We start from the raw sequence: 16,111 nt of genomic DNA, 5'->3' as shown, positions 1-16,111 counted from the left end.
GTCACACCAAGAAATCATCACCCATAAAAAAAGCCCAGCTCCGAAGGAGACTGGGCTTTTTTGAACGAAGCTGCGAATTAACGCTTCGAGTACTGCGGACGCTTACGCGCTTTACGCAGACCGACTTTCTTACGTTCAACTTCACGAGCATCGCGAGTAACGAAGCCAGCTTTGCGCAGAGCGCCACGCAGGGTTTCGTCATACTGCATCAGTGCACGAGTGATACCGTGGCGGATTGCGCCAGCTTGACCACTTACACCACCACCGATCACGGTGACGTAGATGTCGAATTTCTCGACAGTCTCAGTCAGTTCCAACGGCTGACGAACTACCATGCGGGCAGTTTCGCGACCGAAGAAATTCTCCAGAGTGCGGTTGTTGATCGAGATGTTACCGGTACCTGGACGCAGGAAAACGCGTGCAGTTGCGGTTTTACGACGGCCAGTGCCGTAGTTTTGAGTCGCCGACATAATGAACTATTCCGTTAAAACTTCAGTTCTTGGGGCTGCTGAGCAGTATGAGGGTGTACAGCGCCCGCATAGACTTTCAGCTTACGGTACATGTCGCGACCCAGCGGGTTTTTAGGCAGCATGCCTTTAACCGCGGTCTCGATCACGCGTTCAGGAGCTTTGGCGATCAGCTTTTCGAAGTTGATCGACTTAATCCCGCCCGGGAAACCGGAGTGAGAGTAGTACATTTTGTCAGTGGTTTTAGCACCAGTGACACGAATCTGCTCGGCATTGATAACAACGATGTAGTCACCGGTGTCAACGTGCGGAGTGTATTCAGGCTTGTGCTTGCCACGCAGACGGCTCGCGATTTCGGTGGCCAGACGACCCAGTGTCTGGCCAGCAGCGTCGACGACAAACCAGTCGCGCGTAACTGTTTCCGGTTTAGCAGTAAAAGTTTTCATTCTTTATAGCCTCAGGGGCCGCCCTGTAAATTAGACGGCGGATCTTACTGAATAGTGCGTACTTTGACAAGTCAAAGGCAGCCGGATACAGACGCTATCGGGGGCTCGGGTCAGCGCGTCCGTTCAACGGCAAGATTCTTCGGCGGGCGGCGCATCACTTCCACCGCAGAAAGAGGACGGCAATTATCCAGATTGCGCAAAAAATTACAACCTGCTTTTATGTTTGTTTACCCGAAGGAGCACCCGATGGACTATCGCAAGCTGGGCCGAACCGATCTGGACGTAAGCGCAATCGCCCTCGGGACCATGACCTGGGGCGAGCAGAACACCCAGGCTGAAGCCTTCGAGCAGATCGAATACGCAAAAAACGCCAACATCAATTTTATCGATACCGCCGAGATGTACCCGGTCCCGCCCAAGGCCGAAACCTATGCCACTACCGAGCGTTATATCGGTAACTGGTTCAAGGAACGCGGCGATCGTGCCGATTGGGTACTGGCCAGCAAGATCGCTGGTCCCGGCAATGGTATCGACTACATCCGTGACGGCAGCCTCAAGCATAACCGCACCCACATCGTGCAAGCCCTGGACGCTAGCCTCAAACGCCTGCAAACCGACTGGATCGACCTTTACCAGCTGCATTGGCCCGAGCGCAGCACCAACTTTTTCGGCCAGCTTGGCTACAAGCACAACGCCGACGAAGACTTCACCCCTCTGGAAGACACCCTCGAAGCGCTGGACGAACAGGTCAAGGCCGGCAAAATCCGCCACATTGGCCTGTCAAATGAAACGCCGTGGGCCACCATGAAGTTTTTGCAGCTGGCCGAAAGCCGTGGCTGGCCACGCGCCGTTTCGATCCAGAACCCCTATAACCTGCTCAACCGCAGCTTTGAAGTCGGCCTGGCGGAAATTGCCATTCGCGAACAATGCGGCCTGCTCGCCTATTCGCCCCTGGCGTTCGGCATGCTCTCAGGCAAATACAGTGGCGGCGCACAACCGCCAAAGGGCCGCCTGAGCCTCTACAGCCGCTTCTCGCGCTATTCAAACCCGCAAGCCGTGGCTGCCAGCGAGCGTTATGTGGCATTGGCTCGCGAACATGGCCTGGACCCGGCGCAAATGGCCTTGGCCTATGTCACGCAACAACCGTTCGTCACCAGCAACATTATTGGCGCGACGACGATGGCGCAGCTCAAAAGCAATATCGACAGTTTCAGCCTGAAATTGTCCGATGAAGTGCTCGCCGGCATCGAAGCGATCCACAAGGAACAGCCAAACCCGGCGCCTTAAACAAACCGCCTTACTCCCTGCTGGGGCGGGCCTGAGTCGCGAGCCAGCCCGTTCCCACAGAAGCAAAAGCACAAGCAACCGCCCTTACCCCTAGACACACAGGAAAAAAAATAAGACGATCCAGCCGTAAGTTGACCAATTTAACCTATAAGAATAATCAAAAATGTCTATGTCTACTCAACTCTCCACGCCCCTGCGGCGTGTCAGCATTTTGGCCATCGATCGGGTATTCGCCTCGACCCTGATGCATGCCAAGGACTTCTTTCATCTCGCCAGCCTGCGTCACGGCAAGCAACTGGGCCGAGGGCTCACCCCCACCTTCGAAACACGCCTGGTCAGCCCTGACGGCAAACCCGCGATCAGCTTCAGCGATGTTGTACTCCCCGTCGATGGCGGCCTGGAGGACACCGATATCATCATCCTCCCGGCCTTCGGAGAGGATTTCGGCACTATCTGCCAGCGTTATCCGCAAGTTCTGCCGTGGTTGCGCGAACAGCATGCTCGTGGCGCCGTCTTGTGCGCAGAGGCCACCGGCGTATTCTGGCTCGCCGAAGCCGGGTTGCTCGACGGCAAAGAAGCCACCACCTACTGGCGCTTTTTCGACACGTTCGCCAAGCGCTATCCGCTGGTGCAACTCAACCAGGACAAACACATTACCGACGCAGACAATCTCTACTGCGCCGGCGGTCCGACCTCAGCCTGCGACCTCTACATTTATCTGATCGAGCGTTTCTGCGGCGCCAACATCGCCCAGGCCGTGGCCCGCGACATTCTTTACGAAGTGCAGCGTAACTACACCCCTGGACGCATTGGCTTTGGCGGCCAAAAGCTGCACCAGGACGTGATCATTCTGCAAATCCAGCATTGGCTCGAAGACCACTTCGCCGACAAATTCCGCTTCGAAGACGTCGCTCGCGAACACGGCATGAGCATCCGTAATTTCATGCGCCGCTTTCAGATGGCCACGGGTGACAAACCCTTGCACTACCTGCAACGCCTGCGCATAGAAACCGCCAAGGGCCTGCTCTCGGCCTCGCGCAAAAGCATCAAGACCATCAGTTACGATGTGGGCTATGACGACGCAAGCTTCTTTGCACGGCTGTTTCGCCAACACACCGAGCTGTCACCGAACCAATATCGTCAACAGTTCCTGCAAGCGGCGTAAATCAGGTCTGTTTAATTTACAGCGTTGACCTACACGCCAAACGGAACAATCTGATTCCTCCGCCCTACCGAAAAGCCTCTGATGAAAACGCCCTCCACAGAGGGCAATAACAAAAAGAGGTTTGACCGGCTCCCGGCGGAGGTATCCATCATGCCGCAGAAACTCAACCACACCACCCTGCCTATTCTCGCCATCGGCGCCCTGGGTGGCACCGTGAGCATGCGCGCCACACAACCTGGAACCAAGGCCGGCGAAGCCCTGTTCAGCGGTATGGTGCAGCTGCACGAGGGGCTGGATGTACGCATCGAAACTCTGTGCCTGGTGCCGAGTGCATCTCTGTGTTTCAACTTGCTGCTTGAGGTGCTGATCTGGGCCCAGGACCAAGTGAAGCTGGGCGCGCAAGGTATCGTGATAACCCAAGGCACTGACACACTGGAAGAAAGCGCATTTTTCCTGGATCTGCTCTGGAACGCCGATGTGCCGCTGGTGTTGACCGGAGCCATGCGCTCCAGCGATCAGCCGAGCCCGGACGGCCCTGCCAACCTGCTGGACGCCTCCAGGGTTGCGCTCGACACTCACAGTCGCAAGCGTGGGGTGTTAGTGGTGATGAACGCCCAGATTCATCAGGCGCAACATGTACGCAAATGTTCATCAATGGCACTGGAGGCTTTTAGTTCGCCGCTTTTCGGGCCCGCTGGGGTGATGATCGAACACCGTGCCTGCTATCTGCGCAAAGCGTGTGCACGAACAGTGCTGCCCATACCCCGCTCAATTCATCACAAGGTCGCACTGCTGCAGGCATCGCTGTCAGCCGATACGGTGCTACTGGAACACGTGCTTGCCCTGGGGTATGACGCGCTGGTCGTTAGCGCTTTCGGGGCCGGAAACGTAAGTGTCGAATGGGCAGACCTGATCGACCAGATCACCACGGAGATTCCGGTTCTGGTGGGCACCCGAACCGGTTCAGGCTCGACTGCCGAGGCGTCTTGCGGGTTTATCGGCAGCGAGTTGGACCTGACCGACCGCGGAGCGGTGATGTGCGGGCTTTTGTGCCCATACAAGGCGCGCATCCTGATCTGGCTACTGATAGGTTCAGGGCTTGGCCGAGAAGTCGGCAAACACCTGCAGCGACTGGGGTTCAAGGCAGCCGAAACCTGAAAGCAAGCGGGAGCGAGCCTGCTCGCGAAGACCACAAGAACTTCGCAAGCAGGCTCACTCCCACGGGCTATTAAGGTTTATGCGCCCGGGTCAGGTATTCGTGGGACTGCATTTCCAGCAAACGGCTGAGGGTGCGCTGGAACTCGAAGTTCAGGCGCCCGCCGGTATACAGATCCTTGAGCTCGACTTGTGCCGAGATGATCAGCTTGACGTTACGGTCATAGAACTCGTCGACCATATTGATAAAGCGTCGGGCGATGTCGTCGGTTTTGACGTCCATCTGTTCAACACCGCTGAGGATCACTGCGTTGAAGATTTTGCCAAGCTCGATGTAGTCATTCTGGCTGCGCGGGCCATCGCACAGCTCACGGAAGTCGAACCAGGCCACGTCATCGCAGGTGCGAAGAGCGCGAATGGTGCGGTTTTCGATGATCAGATCGTCGTTTTCAATTGCCCGGGTCGAATTGTGCGTCAGCGCCTTGAAGCTTTCGCGCAGGCTCTTCTCGGAGGCTTCATCCAGCGGGAAGTGGAACAACTCTGCCTGCTCGAGGTGACGCAGACGGTAGTCAACACCGCTGTCGACGTTAACGATTTCGGTGTTCTGCTTGATCAGTGCAATGGCCGGCAAGAAGCGCGCACGCTGCAAGCCGTCTTTGTACAGACCGTCTGGCACGATGTTGGACGTCGCAACCAGCGTTACGCCGTTTTTGAACAGCTCTTCCATCAAGGTGCCGAGAATCATGGCATCGGTAATATCCGACACAAAGAATTCGTCAAAGCAAATCACTCGCGCTTCATCGGAGAAACGCTTGGCAATGATGGTCAGCGGGTTCTTTTCGCCATTGAGGGTGCGCATTTCTTCGTGCACGCGCTTCATGAAGCGGTGGAAGTGAGTGCGCACTTTGTCCTTGAACGGCAAGGCATCAAAGAACGTATCAACCAGATAGGTTTTACCCCGGCCCACACCGCCCCAGAAATAAATGCCTTTAACCGGCGCTCGGTCTTTTTTGCCGAACAGCTTGCCGAAGACGCCAGGCTTGCTCTGGGAGGCAGCGACGAGATCGTCGTACAGACGCTGCAGATGGCGCACAGCGTTTTCCTGGGCGGCATCGTGGAAGAAGTCCGGGCGTTTCAGATCAACTTGATATCGTTCTAGAGGCGTCATAATTCGTTAGCAAGGCAACAAAAACGGGCCGACACTGTAGCGACGGCCCTTAAGAATGGCAATCAAACCTGAGACGAAACGTCGCACTTTCTCAGTCTTGCGCGGGCACCAGGGCCAGTCGCAGTGCTTCGATTGCCGCATCGCGTGCCGCCACATCGGCAAATGCCGGGCTGTCGGCCACACCGGTGTCGCCCAGCCAGACGCTGAAGCTCAGCTCATCACTGCGCACATCCAGAGGCTCACCGGCTTGCAACTGCTTGGTCACCTGACCGGCTGCTTTGCCATCGGCAAAACTGCGCGACAGCAGCAGTTGTTCGCCATCAGCGGCCAGCAGGCGGAAGCGGAAACTGCCGTCTTCGTCGCGGAAGCTGACAAAACGCGGGCCCTTGGCAGCTTTCTTTTTGCTGGCGGTGGTGGTTTGAGCCACGCTGACAAACGAACGCAGGCCAACCGCCTCACGCAGTTGCGCCAAGAACGGAATGGCGGTTTTACGTGCCTTTTGCGCGCCAGCCAAAAGAATGTCTTCCATGTCGGCAGGTCGCGACATCAAGTCGTGGTAACGCTCGCGGGATTCGCCCAGTTCGGCATCCAGCAACTTGAACAGGCGCTCTTTGGCCTCGCCCCAGCCCAGTCCCTGCAACAGCTCGCTGCGCAACTCTGCCGACTGCTCAGGCGTCGAGAACGCCTGGTACAAGGTGAACAGGTGCGAGTTGTCCGGATCTTTCGGCTCGCCGGGCGCACGGGAGTCGGTGACGATGCGCGAAATCGCGCTTTTCATGTCCTTGGCGCTACTGAACAACGGAATGGTGTTGTCGTAGCTTTTGGACATTTTGCGGCCATCAAGGCCTGGCAATGTGGCCACGCTCTCTTCAATGAGCGCTTCAGGCATGGCGAAAAACTCTTTGCCATTGCCGAACAGGTGGTTAAAGCGCTGGCCAATGTCACGGGCCATTTCAACGTGCTGGATCTGGTCACGACCGACCGGCACCTTGTTTGCGTTGAACATCAAAATGTCGGCTGCCATCAGTACCGGGTAGCTGTACAGCCCCATGGTGATGCCCGCATCCGGGTCTTCGCCGTTTTCCAGGTTCTTGTCGACCGACGCCTTGTAGGCGTGCGCACGGTTGAGCAAGCCCTTGGCCGCCACGCAGGTCAGCAACCAGGTCAGCTCCGGGATTTCCGGGATATCCGACTGGCGATAGAACGTCACACGCTCAACATCGAGACCGGCTGCCAGCCAGGTCGCTGCGATTTCCTGACGCGAGCGCTGAATGCGCAGCGGGTCATCGCATTTGATCAAGGCGTGATAGTCGGCCAGAAAGTAGAACGAGTCAGCATTGGGGTCGCGGCTGGCTACGATTGCCGGGCGAATGGCCCCGGCGTAGTTGCCCAGGTGCGGCGTACCGGTGGTGGTGATACCGGTGAGGATACGAGTACGAGTGGTCATGGGTAATCGCTTATCAGGCTGCAATCAATTCGAAAGGCGCGGCGCTACCAACTCTTTGAGCTCGGGCAGCTTGCCGTGAAAAAAGTGTCCGCATTCTGCCACTTTCAGCAGCTCATGGGGGCGCGTCAGGTCTTTTGACCAGTTATAGACCAGTTGCGGGTCGATCACTTCGTCAGTTTCGGGCTGGATCACGGTCAACGGGCAGTCGTGGGGCAATGCGTCTTCGTCTCGCAAACGCATTACCGCAGGCGCCACCATAATCAAGCGCGACAGGTTCTCACCCGCGGCTTCCAGTCGGCCACCGAGGCTGGCGGCGACAAAACCGCCAAACGAAAAACCGAGCAGGGTGATCGGTAATTCAGGGTGTTTGGCCCGCAGCCATTGCGCCGCAGCCAGTGCGTCGTCGACTTCGCCAGTGCCCATATCGTGAGTGCCCGCGCTGGTGCCGACGCCACGGTAATTAAATCGCAAGGTAATCAGGCCAGCATCGCGAGCAGTGCGCTGCAGGGTCGAAACCACTTTATTCATCATCGTTCCGCCCTGCACCGGATTAGGGTGGCACAGCAGCGCAAGGCCCTGTGGCTCAGCAGAATCAAGGTACAAGGCTTCCAGTTGGCCGACCGGGCCATCAATTACTACGGGGGTTTCGCGGGTAAGCAAGAAGGAACTCCGTGACCTCAAATTGGGTCGACTCGTCTAGCTGATAGATCCTGTCTGACATATTTGCGAGTGCATCGCGGTATACAGCGCAGGTCCGAGCCGTTAACGTAAAGCAAAGCCGTTTATAGAGGAAGGACTCGTGGAACACTCGCTCTTGATTTGGTTGTTGCCGACTCTAGCCCTGGTTGCCGGTGTCGCCATTGGTTTTCTGGTCGCTCGTCTGCTGCCAAATGCCGTGCCTAACCGCACGCAGCGTCAGCTGGACGACATCCAGGAACGTTTTGACAGTTATCAAAGTGAAGTGGTTACCCACTTCAATACCACCGCAAATCTGGTGAAAAAGCTCACTCAGAGCTATCAGGACGTGCAAGAGCATCTCGCCGAGGGCGCCAACCGTTTGGCCCTGGACGAGCAGACTCGCCAACGCCTGCTGGCGGCGCTGCACTCCGATGTGCCACAACCGCATCGCGAGCGCATCACCCCGCCGCACAGCAACGAGCCGCCATTGGACTACGCACCAAAAAGCCCGAACGGCCCCGGCATGCTCGATGAGCATTACGGTCTGAAGAAGTAATTCTTCCGCTCAGCCGCTCAATAAAAAGCCCCGCGATCTGCAAGGATCGCGGGGCTTTTTATTGAGCGACTGCTACGCGCTCGATCGCAGCCTTCGGCAGCGGCTACAGGGTTACAGAATCTGCCGCTGACGAGGAACGAAGGCTGCGATCAATCGTAGAATGAACCTTACGGGTACTGCTGAACCTGACCCGGCTGTTGCTGGTACTGCATGCCAGGGATCGGCGCCAGGGTGACTTGAACGCGACGGTTCTGTGCACGGCCGTCAGGCGTTGCGTTGCTGGCAATCGGGTCAGCAGGGCCGGCACCACGTACCGACAGGTACTGACCACTAACACCCTGAGACGTCAGATAAGTCGCCACGCTTTGCGCACGCTGTTGCGAAAGCTGCATGTTGTAGTTGTAGTTGCCGGTGCTGTCGGTGTAACCGACGATCTGAATCTGGTTCTGGTTGTTGAACTGCTTCAACGAGTTCGCCAGGTTGTTCAGCGGCTGGAAGAAACTTGGGGCGATATTGGCCGAGTTGGTGGCGAACGTAATGTTGCCCGGCATCACCAGGGTGATGTTGTCCCCTTGACGCTGAACCTCTACCCCGGTGTTGGCCATGCTTGCACGCAGTGCCGCTTCTTGCTTGTCAGCGTAATAGCCATAACCGGCAGCACCCAGGCCCGCGACAGCAGCGCCGATCAACGCGCCCTTGCCACGGTTGTTGTGGTCGATGGCGGCACCGGCTACAGCACCGGCCAATGCCCCCAGACCGCCGTATTTGGCGGTATTGCTCATGCCCGAAGAAGCCTGACCCTGGTTATTGTCATACGGGTTAGGCGTAGCGCAGCCGGCCAGCAAGGCCACCGCACTTGCAGCAACAATCAAACGACGCGAGATGAACATGGTGACGCTCCTGATCAAACTATCTGGGGGCAAAAGTCATAGGCATTAGACCTTTGTTCGCGTTGGATCACGACCAACGGTAAAAATTCCTTTGGCCGTTTACATTCGCACTAAATAAACCATAGCCGCCCGATCGCTCCCCCACAAACGCGTACACCCAGACACCACCAAGATTGGTCATGCACCTGGCTACTTTTTGGAAGCCTTGCTGCTGACGGGAACATGCAGATAGGACATAACGCTCTCCGTCAGTTCGGTTGCCAGTTTGACCGCCTCTTTGTTTCGCGCCATCACTCCCGCAACCAGCCCTTCAATCAAGGCGAGCACCGCGATGCTGGAACTGGTCATCACCGGATGGTCGGCAGGCGCAAACAGGACGTGCTCGGCGATATTGGCCAGCGGCGAAGCCGGTGAGTCGGTGATCGCCAGCACACAGGCGCCCCGCTCCCTGGCAAAACGTGAAAGCTGCATGGTATCGATGGAGTAGCGCGGCAGGGAGATGGCCAGCAGTACGTCCTGATCGGTAATCGCCGCCAGACGGTACGCGGCGTTTTCATTACCGCCTTCCATGCTGATGGCCGTGGCATCGGCACAGAACGGCATCAGGGTCGAGGCCGCAAGGCCTGCAAAATAGACGCTATTGCCAAAGCCCAGGATGTAGATCTTGCGCGCCTTGATCAGGCGCGTGACAAAAGCTTCAAACGTGTCCGGATGGTTGTTCGCCGCCGCTGTAGCGAGATTGCTGCTGGCGCTTTGGATTTGCTCATGCAGGCCAAACGCGCCGTCGGGGCGATGGGCCAGTTCGTTGCGCAGTTTGTCGACCGGCGACACCACTTGCTGCAACGTTGCCACCAACTCGGCCTTCATGCCGGTGTAGCCGCCAAGATCCATAGCCTTGGCCAACCGGTTAACTGCCGCTGGGGAGGTAGCCGTTTCGTGGGCCAGTTCCTCAATCGTCAGCGTCGCGGCCCGCAGCGGATGGCGCAGAATAAAATCCGCGACCTTGCGCAATGACGGCTGCAAATCAAGCACGATCTCGGCCAGCTTGCGCATAACTGGCGCGGCATAAATGGTGGTGTTTTTGGATGGGCTTGGCATATCCGGCTCAACATTACCTGTGGATAAAAGACGGGGCTGAGCCCAATCAATTGTGAGAGCGGGCTTGCGTGGACTGACGCGAGTGTATCCCAAGCCTGCCCCGGGCCGCAGAGCACAATCCGGGGCTGGAAGTTTTGTCCATGCTGCTCACTCAGCGGCCTCAGTCGCTGAGCAAGCGACCTTGGCGAAGAAGGGTGCTGCCAGCAACTTTGGCCAGCCACAAACCGGGCTGGGCAAAGCGCAGGCGCTCGCGGGCATAGAGAATGCCATCCGTGTTGGCGCGCACCAGGCTGTGGCGGTCGGTGACCGGGTCGATCACTTCAAACAACGGGTCGCCTACCTTGACCCGAGCCCCCAACGGCTGGATAAAACTCACCACCCCAGGATGCGGCGCATAGGCGTACTGCGCTCCCGCAAACGGGGTCGCCTCGCAACAATTGGCCGGTGCGGGCGCCCAATCGCCATTGATCAGCCCCTGATCCGCGAGATAACCCAAAATGGCCTCGGCGCTCGCGGTACAGGGCTCGGCCTCGGTATCTGCCATGCCCCGCAGTTCAATAGTGGTCGCCACGCAGGCCAACGGAATATCGGCTTGGGGAAAGCGCTGCGCCAGACGCAACCAGGGGATCGCACAGGCTTCATCAAACGCGCTGCCACCCGCATCTTCAGCCAGCAATGCGACACGGGCGTGCAGGCGCGCAGCCAGCGACTGCAAGCGCGGCCAGTTATGCGGCATGGCGTACAGCAGCATGATCGACTCGAAGTCACAATGCAGGTCGAGCACTACATCGGCGTCACACGCATGACGCATTAACAGGCAGCGCAAGGCGTCCAGCTCCGATATCGGTGCAGGCAACTCATCCAGCACAGCGAGCATGGTGCTACGGATCAGCGCGATGTTTGCATCAGCATCGGAGCCTAAATGCCCCTCCAGACGCGCAACCACGGCGTCGGCCAACACCGGAAAGTCACGATTGAAATTCTTGCCACTGGAAAACTCGAAACGCCCCTGATGGGTGGCCTGGAACATCTGGCCAATACCGATGGGGTTGGCCATCGGCACCAGCTCGATCACCCCGTTCAGACGGCCCTGTTCTTCCAGTTCAAGCAGGCGGCGCTTGAGCTCCACGGCAACCCGCATTCCGGGCAATTCGTCTGCATGCAAAGCAGCCTGGATATAGGCCTTGCGCGGCCCTTGGCCAAAGCGAAACAACGACAAATGACGTTCTGTGCCCGAAGCTGTCCACGGCAAAAGGTACTTGATATGTTCCATAAATATTCCTTAGTGCTTGCGCGGTGCCAGATACGCCAACCAGCGGCGCTCGGCCAGCTTGAACAGACGGACCAGAATGAAAGTCAGGACCAGATAAAAAATCGCCGCCGTGATAAATGCCTCAAACGGCAGGTAGTACCGTGCACTGACCGTACGTGCCGCCCCGGTGATGTCGACCAGAGTGACAATCGACGCCAGGCTGGTGGTTTGCAGCATCATCAGCACTTCGTTGCTGTACTGCGGCAACACCCGGCGCAGGGCCGACGGCAAGAGAATCCGACGGAACAAAGTCGCGCGCGACATGCCCATGGCTTTACCGGCTTCGATCTCGCCATGGGGAGTGGATTTCAGGCTGCCCGCCAACAGCTCCGCGCTGTAGGCACTGGTATTGATCGCAAAGGCCAGGCACGCGCAAAAGGTGGCGCTGGAAAGGTATGGCCAGAGCACGCTTTGGCGTACCACCTCAAACTGCGCCAGGCCGAAATAGATCAAAAACAACTGCACCAGCATCGGCGTACCGCGAATCACGTAGGTGTAAAGCCAGGCCGGGAAGTTGATCAGGGGCGAGCGCGAAACCCGCATCAAGGCCAACGGAATCGCCAGCATCAGCCCGAAAAACAAGGAAATAAGCAGCACTTTCAGAGTCACCAGCGCACCACTGAAATACAGCGGCAGGTTTTCCCAGATCAGGTTGTAGTCAAGAATCATGAGGTGCTCCCAATCACAATTCGGCGGCTTTTATGCCAACCGAAAAGTGTTTTTCCAGATAGCGCAGTACCAGCAAAGACACGCTGGTCAGCATCAGATAAAGCACCGCCACCGCGAGAAAAAACGTAAACGGCTCATGGGTCGCGTCAGCTGCGTTCTTGGCCTTGAACATCATGTCCTGCAGGCCGATGACCGAAATCAGCGCAGTGGATTTGGTCAGCACCAGCCAGTTATTGGTAAACCCCGGCAGGGCGAGACGGATCATCTGCGGCACCAAAATTCGCCAGAACACCTGGGAGCGGCTCATGCCATACGCCATGCCCGCCTCGGCCTGACCCGCAGGGATGGCCATAAAGGCACCACGGAAGGTTTCCGACAGATAGGCACCAAAAATGAAGCCCATGGTGCAGACACCGGCAATGAAGGGATTGATATCGATATAGCCGGTGTAATCCAGTGCCAGGGCGATGCGGTTTATCAGGTCCTGGCCGCCGTAAAAGATCAGCAGGATCAGTACCAGATCGGGAATCCCGCGAATCACCGTGGTATAGCCCTCTCCCAGCCGCGCCAGCCATTTGACCGGTGACAGGCGAAAGGCCGCGCCAACCAGACCTAGGGCAACCGCCAGGGCCATGGATGTAAGGGCAAGGTTCACGGTCAGCCAGGCACCATCGAGAATGCTCGATCCGTAGCCGTGGAGCATGATGAAGTTCCTCAAGCGTGCGCCAAATCGAGCGCGAGACAAACCCGAACCGCCCCCGGAGCGGAGGCGGTGTAAGGGTTGCGGGTTTACTTAGCGTTGGCCGTAGATGTCGTACGTGAAGTACTTGGCCATGACTTGGTCGTACTTGCCATTGGCGCGGATCGCGTCAATCGCCGCACTCAAACGTGCGGCGTTGGCGGTATCGCCTTTGCGCACTGCAATACCGGCGCCGCGCCCGAAGTATTTGGGGTCGTTGATGTCCGGCCCCACCAGCGCGTAATCCTTGCCTGCCGGGGTTTTGATAAAGCTCTCATCGGTGTAGACGATGTCCGCGAGAGTGGCATCCAGACGGCCCGAGGCCAGATCAAGGAAGGCTTCATTCTGCGTGGAGTAACGCACTACCACGACGCCTGCCGGTTCCAGTTGCTCAGTGGCAAAACGGTCGTAAGTCGAAGAGCGCTGCACGCCAAGGCGTTTACCCTTGAGATCAACCTTGGGATCGGTGAGCACATTGCCCGCCTTCATCGCGAACTTGCCTGGGGTGTGATAGTACTTTTTGCTGAAGTCCACAGACTTGAGGCGATCTTCGGTAATCGACATCGAAGACAGCACCGCATCGACCTTGCGCACTTTCAACGAAGGGATCATGCCGTCGAATTCCTGGACGACCCAGGTGCACTTGGCCTTCATCTCTTCGCACAAGGCATTGCCTATGTCGTAGTCAAAACCGCTGATCTCGCCCGCTGGCGTTCTAAAGGAGAACGGCGGGTAGGCCGCCTCGATCCCGATACGCAGAGGAGCTTCTTCGGCGTGGGCCAAAAAGCTCACAGCGCAAAGTGCCAGTGCACCTAGAAGTTCTGTCTTGTTCAAATTATTGACTCCTGAAGGGGCGCCATCCGGGCTGGCTCGGTGGTTAAGACCGATGATTGTGTACGCCTATGATTGACACGTATTATTTCAGAAATCAACACAGTGAAAATAAATATATCAAAGACAGCCCGCACTCTTCCAACCTGTAGCCGCTGACGAGGTACGAGGCTTCGACAAGGTCCGCAGGACCTTCAAGCTGTCGGAGCCGCTTCGCAGCCTCGTACCTCGGCAGCGGCTAAAATTCTGCGCGCAGTTTGCAGGCTAAAATTTCACCCCCACCGTCAGTGCCACAAAATCGCGGTCACTGAGGGTGTTGTAGCGCCCGCCAAAGAAGTTGGTGTACGACAGGCTGCTGGTGTAGGTGCTCTGGTATTCGCCGTCCAGGCCCAGGGTGATGGCTTTGCGGCCTTCTTCGAAATTGGCATTGGGGCCCGGGGAATAACCACTGATGTCATGGGACCAACCCAGGTTGGGCTTGAGGTTCACGCCGGGCAACACGCTGTTGTACTCCCACACGGCCCGACCCCGGTAACCCCAGGAAGTAGCCGTAGTGAAGCCGTCGTTGCCGTCGGAGCCGAATACCGGGTCGCGGCCATAACGCAGATCTGAAGGGCTATCCAGTCCGCCCACGTAAGTCACGCCCACTTCGCCGGTCACGGTCAGACGATCGGCCCCCATCGCGTTGTCAAAAACATGGGTGAGCGAGGTCTGGAACTGGGTAACTTCCTTGCGTCGATAGCCCTGAATGTCCGCGCCGGGAGTCACCGTCAGGGGCGATGCCTGGGCAAGACCGGGCAACAGCGTGACATTGGCGTACAGCAAGTCGTTGCTGTTGAGCTGCACCGGAGCATTAGGACGGTAGCTCAGCTCGCCTTTCCAGGCCGTACCTGTGGATAAGGTCGTGGCAAAACTCAAGCCGTACAGGCGGATGTCTTCGGGGTACTCGACGTAGTAGCTGGAGTTGCCGGCGACGATCATCGGCGCCAACCCGCCCGAGCCTGCCGCCGCGCTATAGGCCGACTGCGGCGCAGCACCCGCACTGAGAATCGGGTCACGGCTGTGGTAATTCATGAAGTAGGCACCAAACTCGGTGTCCAGCGGCTCAAACACATAGTGCATGGCCACGCCAAACTGGCCGCTGTTGCGCGCATTGCGATCAGCGCCACGACGCACCAGCACGCCCTCCTCATTCACCTCGACACCCGCGCCGGTGAGCGCAGCGAGGTCCGCCACATCGAGTGCCGAGCGCTTGCTCATCACCCGGTAATTGCCGCTGCAACCGTCAGCCATCACGTCGGACCGGGAGAAAAACGTCCCGCAGTTGTCCGCCTCCGACTGCTCCCAATCCAGTTGATAAAAAGCGTCGGCCGACAGGTTTTCGGTCAAGTTTTGCGAGATATAGAACAGGTTGACCGGCACCAAGCCGTCTTTGTACTCAGTGCCCGGCCGCCGATAGGCAGATGCATCGGTGGGGTTGATCGCATTGATCCCGCCACCGATAAACGCACTTTCGCCCCAACTGACTACTTGTTTGCCCAAGCGCACCGCACCGGGCTGATCGGCAATCGCGTAGTTGTGATAGACGAACGCATCCAGCAGTTGTGAGCCGGAAGATTGGGCGCTGGCTTTGCGCCCACTATCGCTGATGGCCTTGAAGGGGCGACTGTCGTCTTGCAGCTCGAAGTCGTACCAGTATTTGCCGCGCACATACAGGCCGCTATCGCCGTACTTCAGCTCCAACGCGTGCATGCCGGTAAAAATTTTCGAGAAGGTTTCGCCGCGTTTGAAGTTGAGGCGACCATCGTCCGAGATTTCGGATTGCCCCTTGCCCCCGTTGTTCGCGCCAATCAGCTTGCTGTCGGCCTTGGCCGTGGACCAACTGGCACCGATGGACAACTCGGAATCGATCTGGCCCTCGACCGGGCCGACATTGAAACTCACGCCCCAGGTGGGCGTCGAAGCGAGGCTGACTGCCAGCGCCAGTTTGGCTCGGCGCCAGAACCGGTTGACTGAGGACATCGATACTTCTCCGTGGGCACACTGCGATAAGCCCGCAAGGATGAAGCAAATCCAGATTTTGACAAGAACACCGCATCGCACAAACCTGTAGCCGCTGCCGAAGGCTGCGACAAGGGCCGCAGGAGCTTCATATGGCGAGCGCTTCGCGCTCGATCGCAGCCTGCGGCAGCGGCTACAGGAG

Annotated in this window: 16 protein-coding genes; 4 read left to right on the top strand and 12 right to left on the bottom strand. The window is 57.8% G+C overall.

Annotation, left to right across the window (positions count from 1 at the left end):
- Positions 1 to 77: 77 nt before the first annotated feature.
- Positions 78 to 470, bottom strand: coding sequence for a 30S ribosomal protein S9 (gene rpsI / locus U5A05_RS04470; RefSeq protein WP_003216038.1), 393 nt, complete (start codon positions 468 to 470; stop codon positions 78 to 80).
- Positions 471 to 484: 14 nt separating this feature from the next.
- Positions 485 to 913, bottom strand: coding sequence for a 50S ribosomal protein L13 (rplM, locus tag U5A05_RS04465; protein ID WP_048359182.1), 429 nt, complete (start codon positions 911 to 913; stop codon positions 485 to 487).
- A 246-nt stretch (positions 914 to 1,159) separates the two neighbouring features.
- On the opposite strand from rplM, the gene U5A05_RS04460 reads away from it, so the two are divergent.
- From U5A05_RS04460 to U5A05_RS04450, 3 genes are all read left to right on the top strand, one after another.
- Positions 1,160 to 2,200 carry an NADP(H)-dependent aldo-keto reductase gene (locus tag U5A05_RS04460; RefSeq protein ID WP_261740992.1) on the top strand — a complete coding sequence of 347 codons (1,041 nt, stop codon included), beginning with the start codon at positions 1,160 to 1,162 and terminating at the stop codon, positions 2,198 to 2,200.
- Between the two features lie 244 nt (positions 2,201 to 2,444).
- Positions 2,445 to 3,365 (top strand): GlxA family transcriptional regulator, encoded by a 921-nt coding sequence (locus U5A05_RS04455; protein WP_261742370.1) that lies wholly within the window; start codon positions 2,445 to 2,447, stop codon positions 3,363 to 3,365.
- A gap of 150 nt (positions 3,366 to 3,515) precedes the next feature.
- Positions 3,516 to 4,523, top strand: coding sequence for an asparaginase (locus tag U5A05_RS04450; RefSeq protein WP_321835842.1), 1,008 nt, complete (start codon positions 3,516 to 3,518; stop codon positions 4,521 to 4,523).
- A gap of 70 nt (positions 4,524 to 4,593) precedes the next feature.
- Here U5A05_RS04450 and zapE read toward each other — a convergent pair whose 3' ends face one another.
- From zapE to U5A05_RS04435, 3 genes are all read right to left on the bottom strand, one after another.
- Positions 4,594 to 5,688 (bottom strand): cell division protein ZapE, encoded by a 1,095-nt coding sequence (gene zapE / locus U5A05_RS04445; RefSeq protein WP_261740990.1) that lies wholly within the window; start codon positions 5,686 to 5,688, stop codon positions 4,594 to 4,596.
- Between the two features lie 91 nt (positions 5,689 to 5,779).
- Positions 5,780 to 7,135 carry a tryptophan--tRNA ligase gene (locus U5A05_RS04440; RefSeq protein ID WP_321835841.1) on the bottom strand — a complete coding sequence of 452 codons (1,356 nt, stop codon included), beginning with the start codon at positions 7,133 to 7,135 and terminating at the stop codon, positions 5,780 to 5,782.
- Between the two features lie 24 nt (positions 7,136 to 7,159).
- Positions 7,160 to 7,795 (bottom strand): alpha/beta hydrolase, encoded by a 636-nt coding sequence (locus U5A05_RS04435; RefSeq protein WP_261740988.1) that lies wholly within the window; start codon positions 7,793 to 7,795, stop codon positions 7,160 to 7,162.
- 139 nt (positions 7,796 to 7,934) lie between these two features.
- Between U5A05_RS04435 and U5A05_RS04430 the strand changes: the two genes are divergently transcribed.
- Positions 7,935 to 8,369 carry a Z-ring associated ZapG family protein gene (locus U5A05_RS04430; protein ID WP_261740987.1) on the top strand — a complete coding sequence of 145 codons (435 nt, stop codon included), beginning with the start codon at positions 7,935 to 7,937 and terminating at the stop codon, positions 8,367 to 8,369.
- A 167-nt stretch (positions 8,370 to 8,536) separates the two neighbouring features.
- Here the strand turns inward: U5A05_RS04430 and U5A05_RS04425 are convergent, their stop codons facing one another.
- The 7 genes from U5A05_RS04425 to U5A05_RS04395 form a co-directional block, all read right to left on the bottom strand.
- Complete coding sequence (locus U5A05_RS04425; RefSeq protein ID WP_261740986.1) at positions 8,537 to 9,259, bottom strand: YiaD family glycine zipper/OmpA-like lipoprotein; 723 nt, start codon at positions 9,257 to 9,259, stop codon at positions 8,537 to 8,539.
- A 189-nt stretch (positions 9,260 to 9,448) separates the two neighbouring features.
- Complete coding sequence (locus U5A05_RS04420; protein WP_261740985.1) at positions 9,449 to 10,357, bottom strand: MurR/RpiR family transcriptional regulator; 909 nt, start codon at positions 10,355 to 10,357, stop codon at positions 9,449 to 9,451.
- Positions 10,358 to 10,517: 160 nt separating this feature from the next.
- Entirely contained in the window at positions 10,518 to 11,630 is a 1,113-nt protein-coding gene (locus U5A05_RS04415) for a succinylglutamate desuccinylase/aspartoacylase family protein (protein WP_321835840.1), read from the bottom strand.
- A 9-nt stretch (positions 11,631 to 11,639) separates the two neighbouring features.
- Positions 11,640 to 12,338: an ABC transporter permease gene (locus U5A05_RS04410; protein WP_261740983.1), complete on the bottom strand. Its 699-nt coding sequence runs from the start codon at positions 12,336 to 12,338 to the stop codon at positions 11,640 to 11,642.
- Positions 12,339 to 12,351: 13 nt separating this feature from the next.
- On the bottom strand, positions 12,352 to 13,041 hold the full coding sequence (locus U5A05_RS04405; protein ID WP_261740982.1) for an ABC transporter permease: 690 nt from the start codon (positions 13,039 to 13,041) through the stop codon (positions 12,352 to 12,354).
- A 90-nt stretch (positions 13,042 to 13,131) separates the two neighbouring features.
- Positions 13,132 to 13,911, bottom strand: a complete 780-nt coding sequence (locus U5A05_RS04400) for an ABC transporter substrate-binding protein (RefSeq protein ID WP_261740981.1) — start codon at positions 13,909 to 13,911, stop codon at positions 13,132 to 13,134.
- A 261-nt stretch (positions 13,912 to 14,172) separates the two neighbouring features.
- Positions 14,173 to 15,930, bottom strand: a complete 1,758-nt coding sequence (locus tag U5A05_RS04395; RefSeq protein WP_261740980.1) for a DUF1302 domain-containing protein — start codon at positions 15,928 to 15,930, stop codon at positions 14,173 to 14,175.
- Positions 15,931 to 16,111: the final 181 nt, after the last annotated feature.

Origin of the sequence: Pseudomonas kulmbachensis, from assembly GCF_963681935.1 — a bacterium.
In the GTDB taxonomy this organism is placed as follows: Bacteria; Pseudomonadota; Gammaproteobacteria; order Pseudomonadales; family Pseudomonadaceae; genus Aquipseudomonas; species Aquipseudomonas kulmbachensis.
This window is presented reverse-complemented; position numbering and strand designations above follow the sequence as displayed.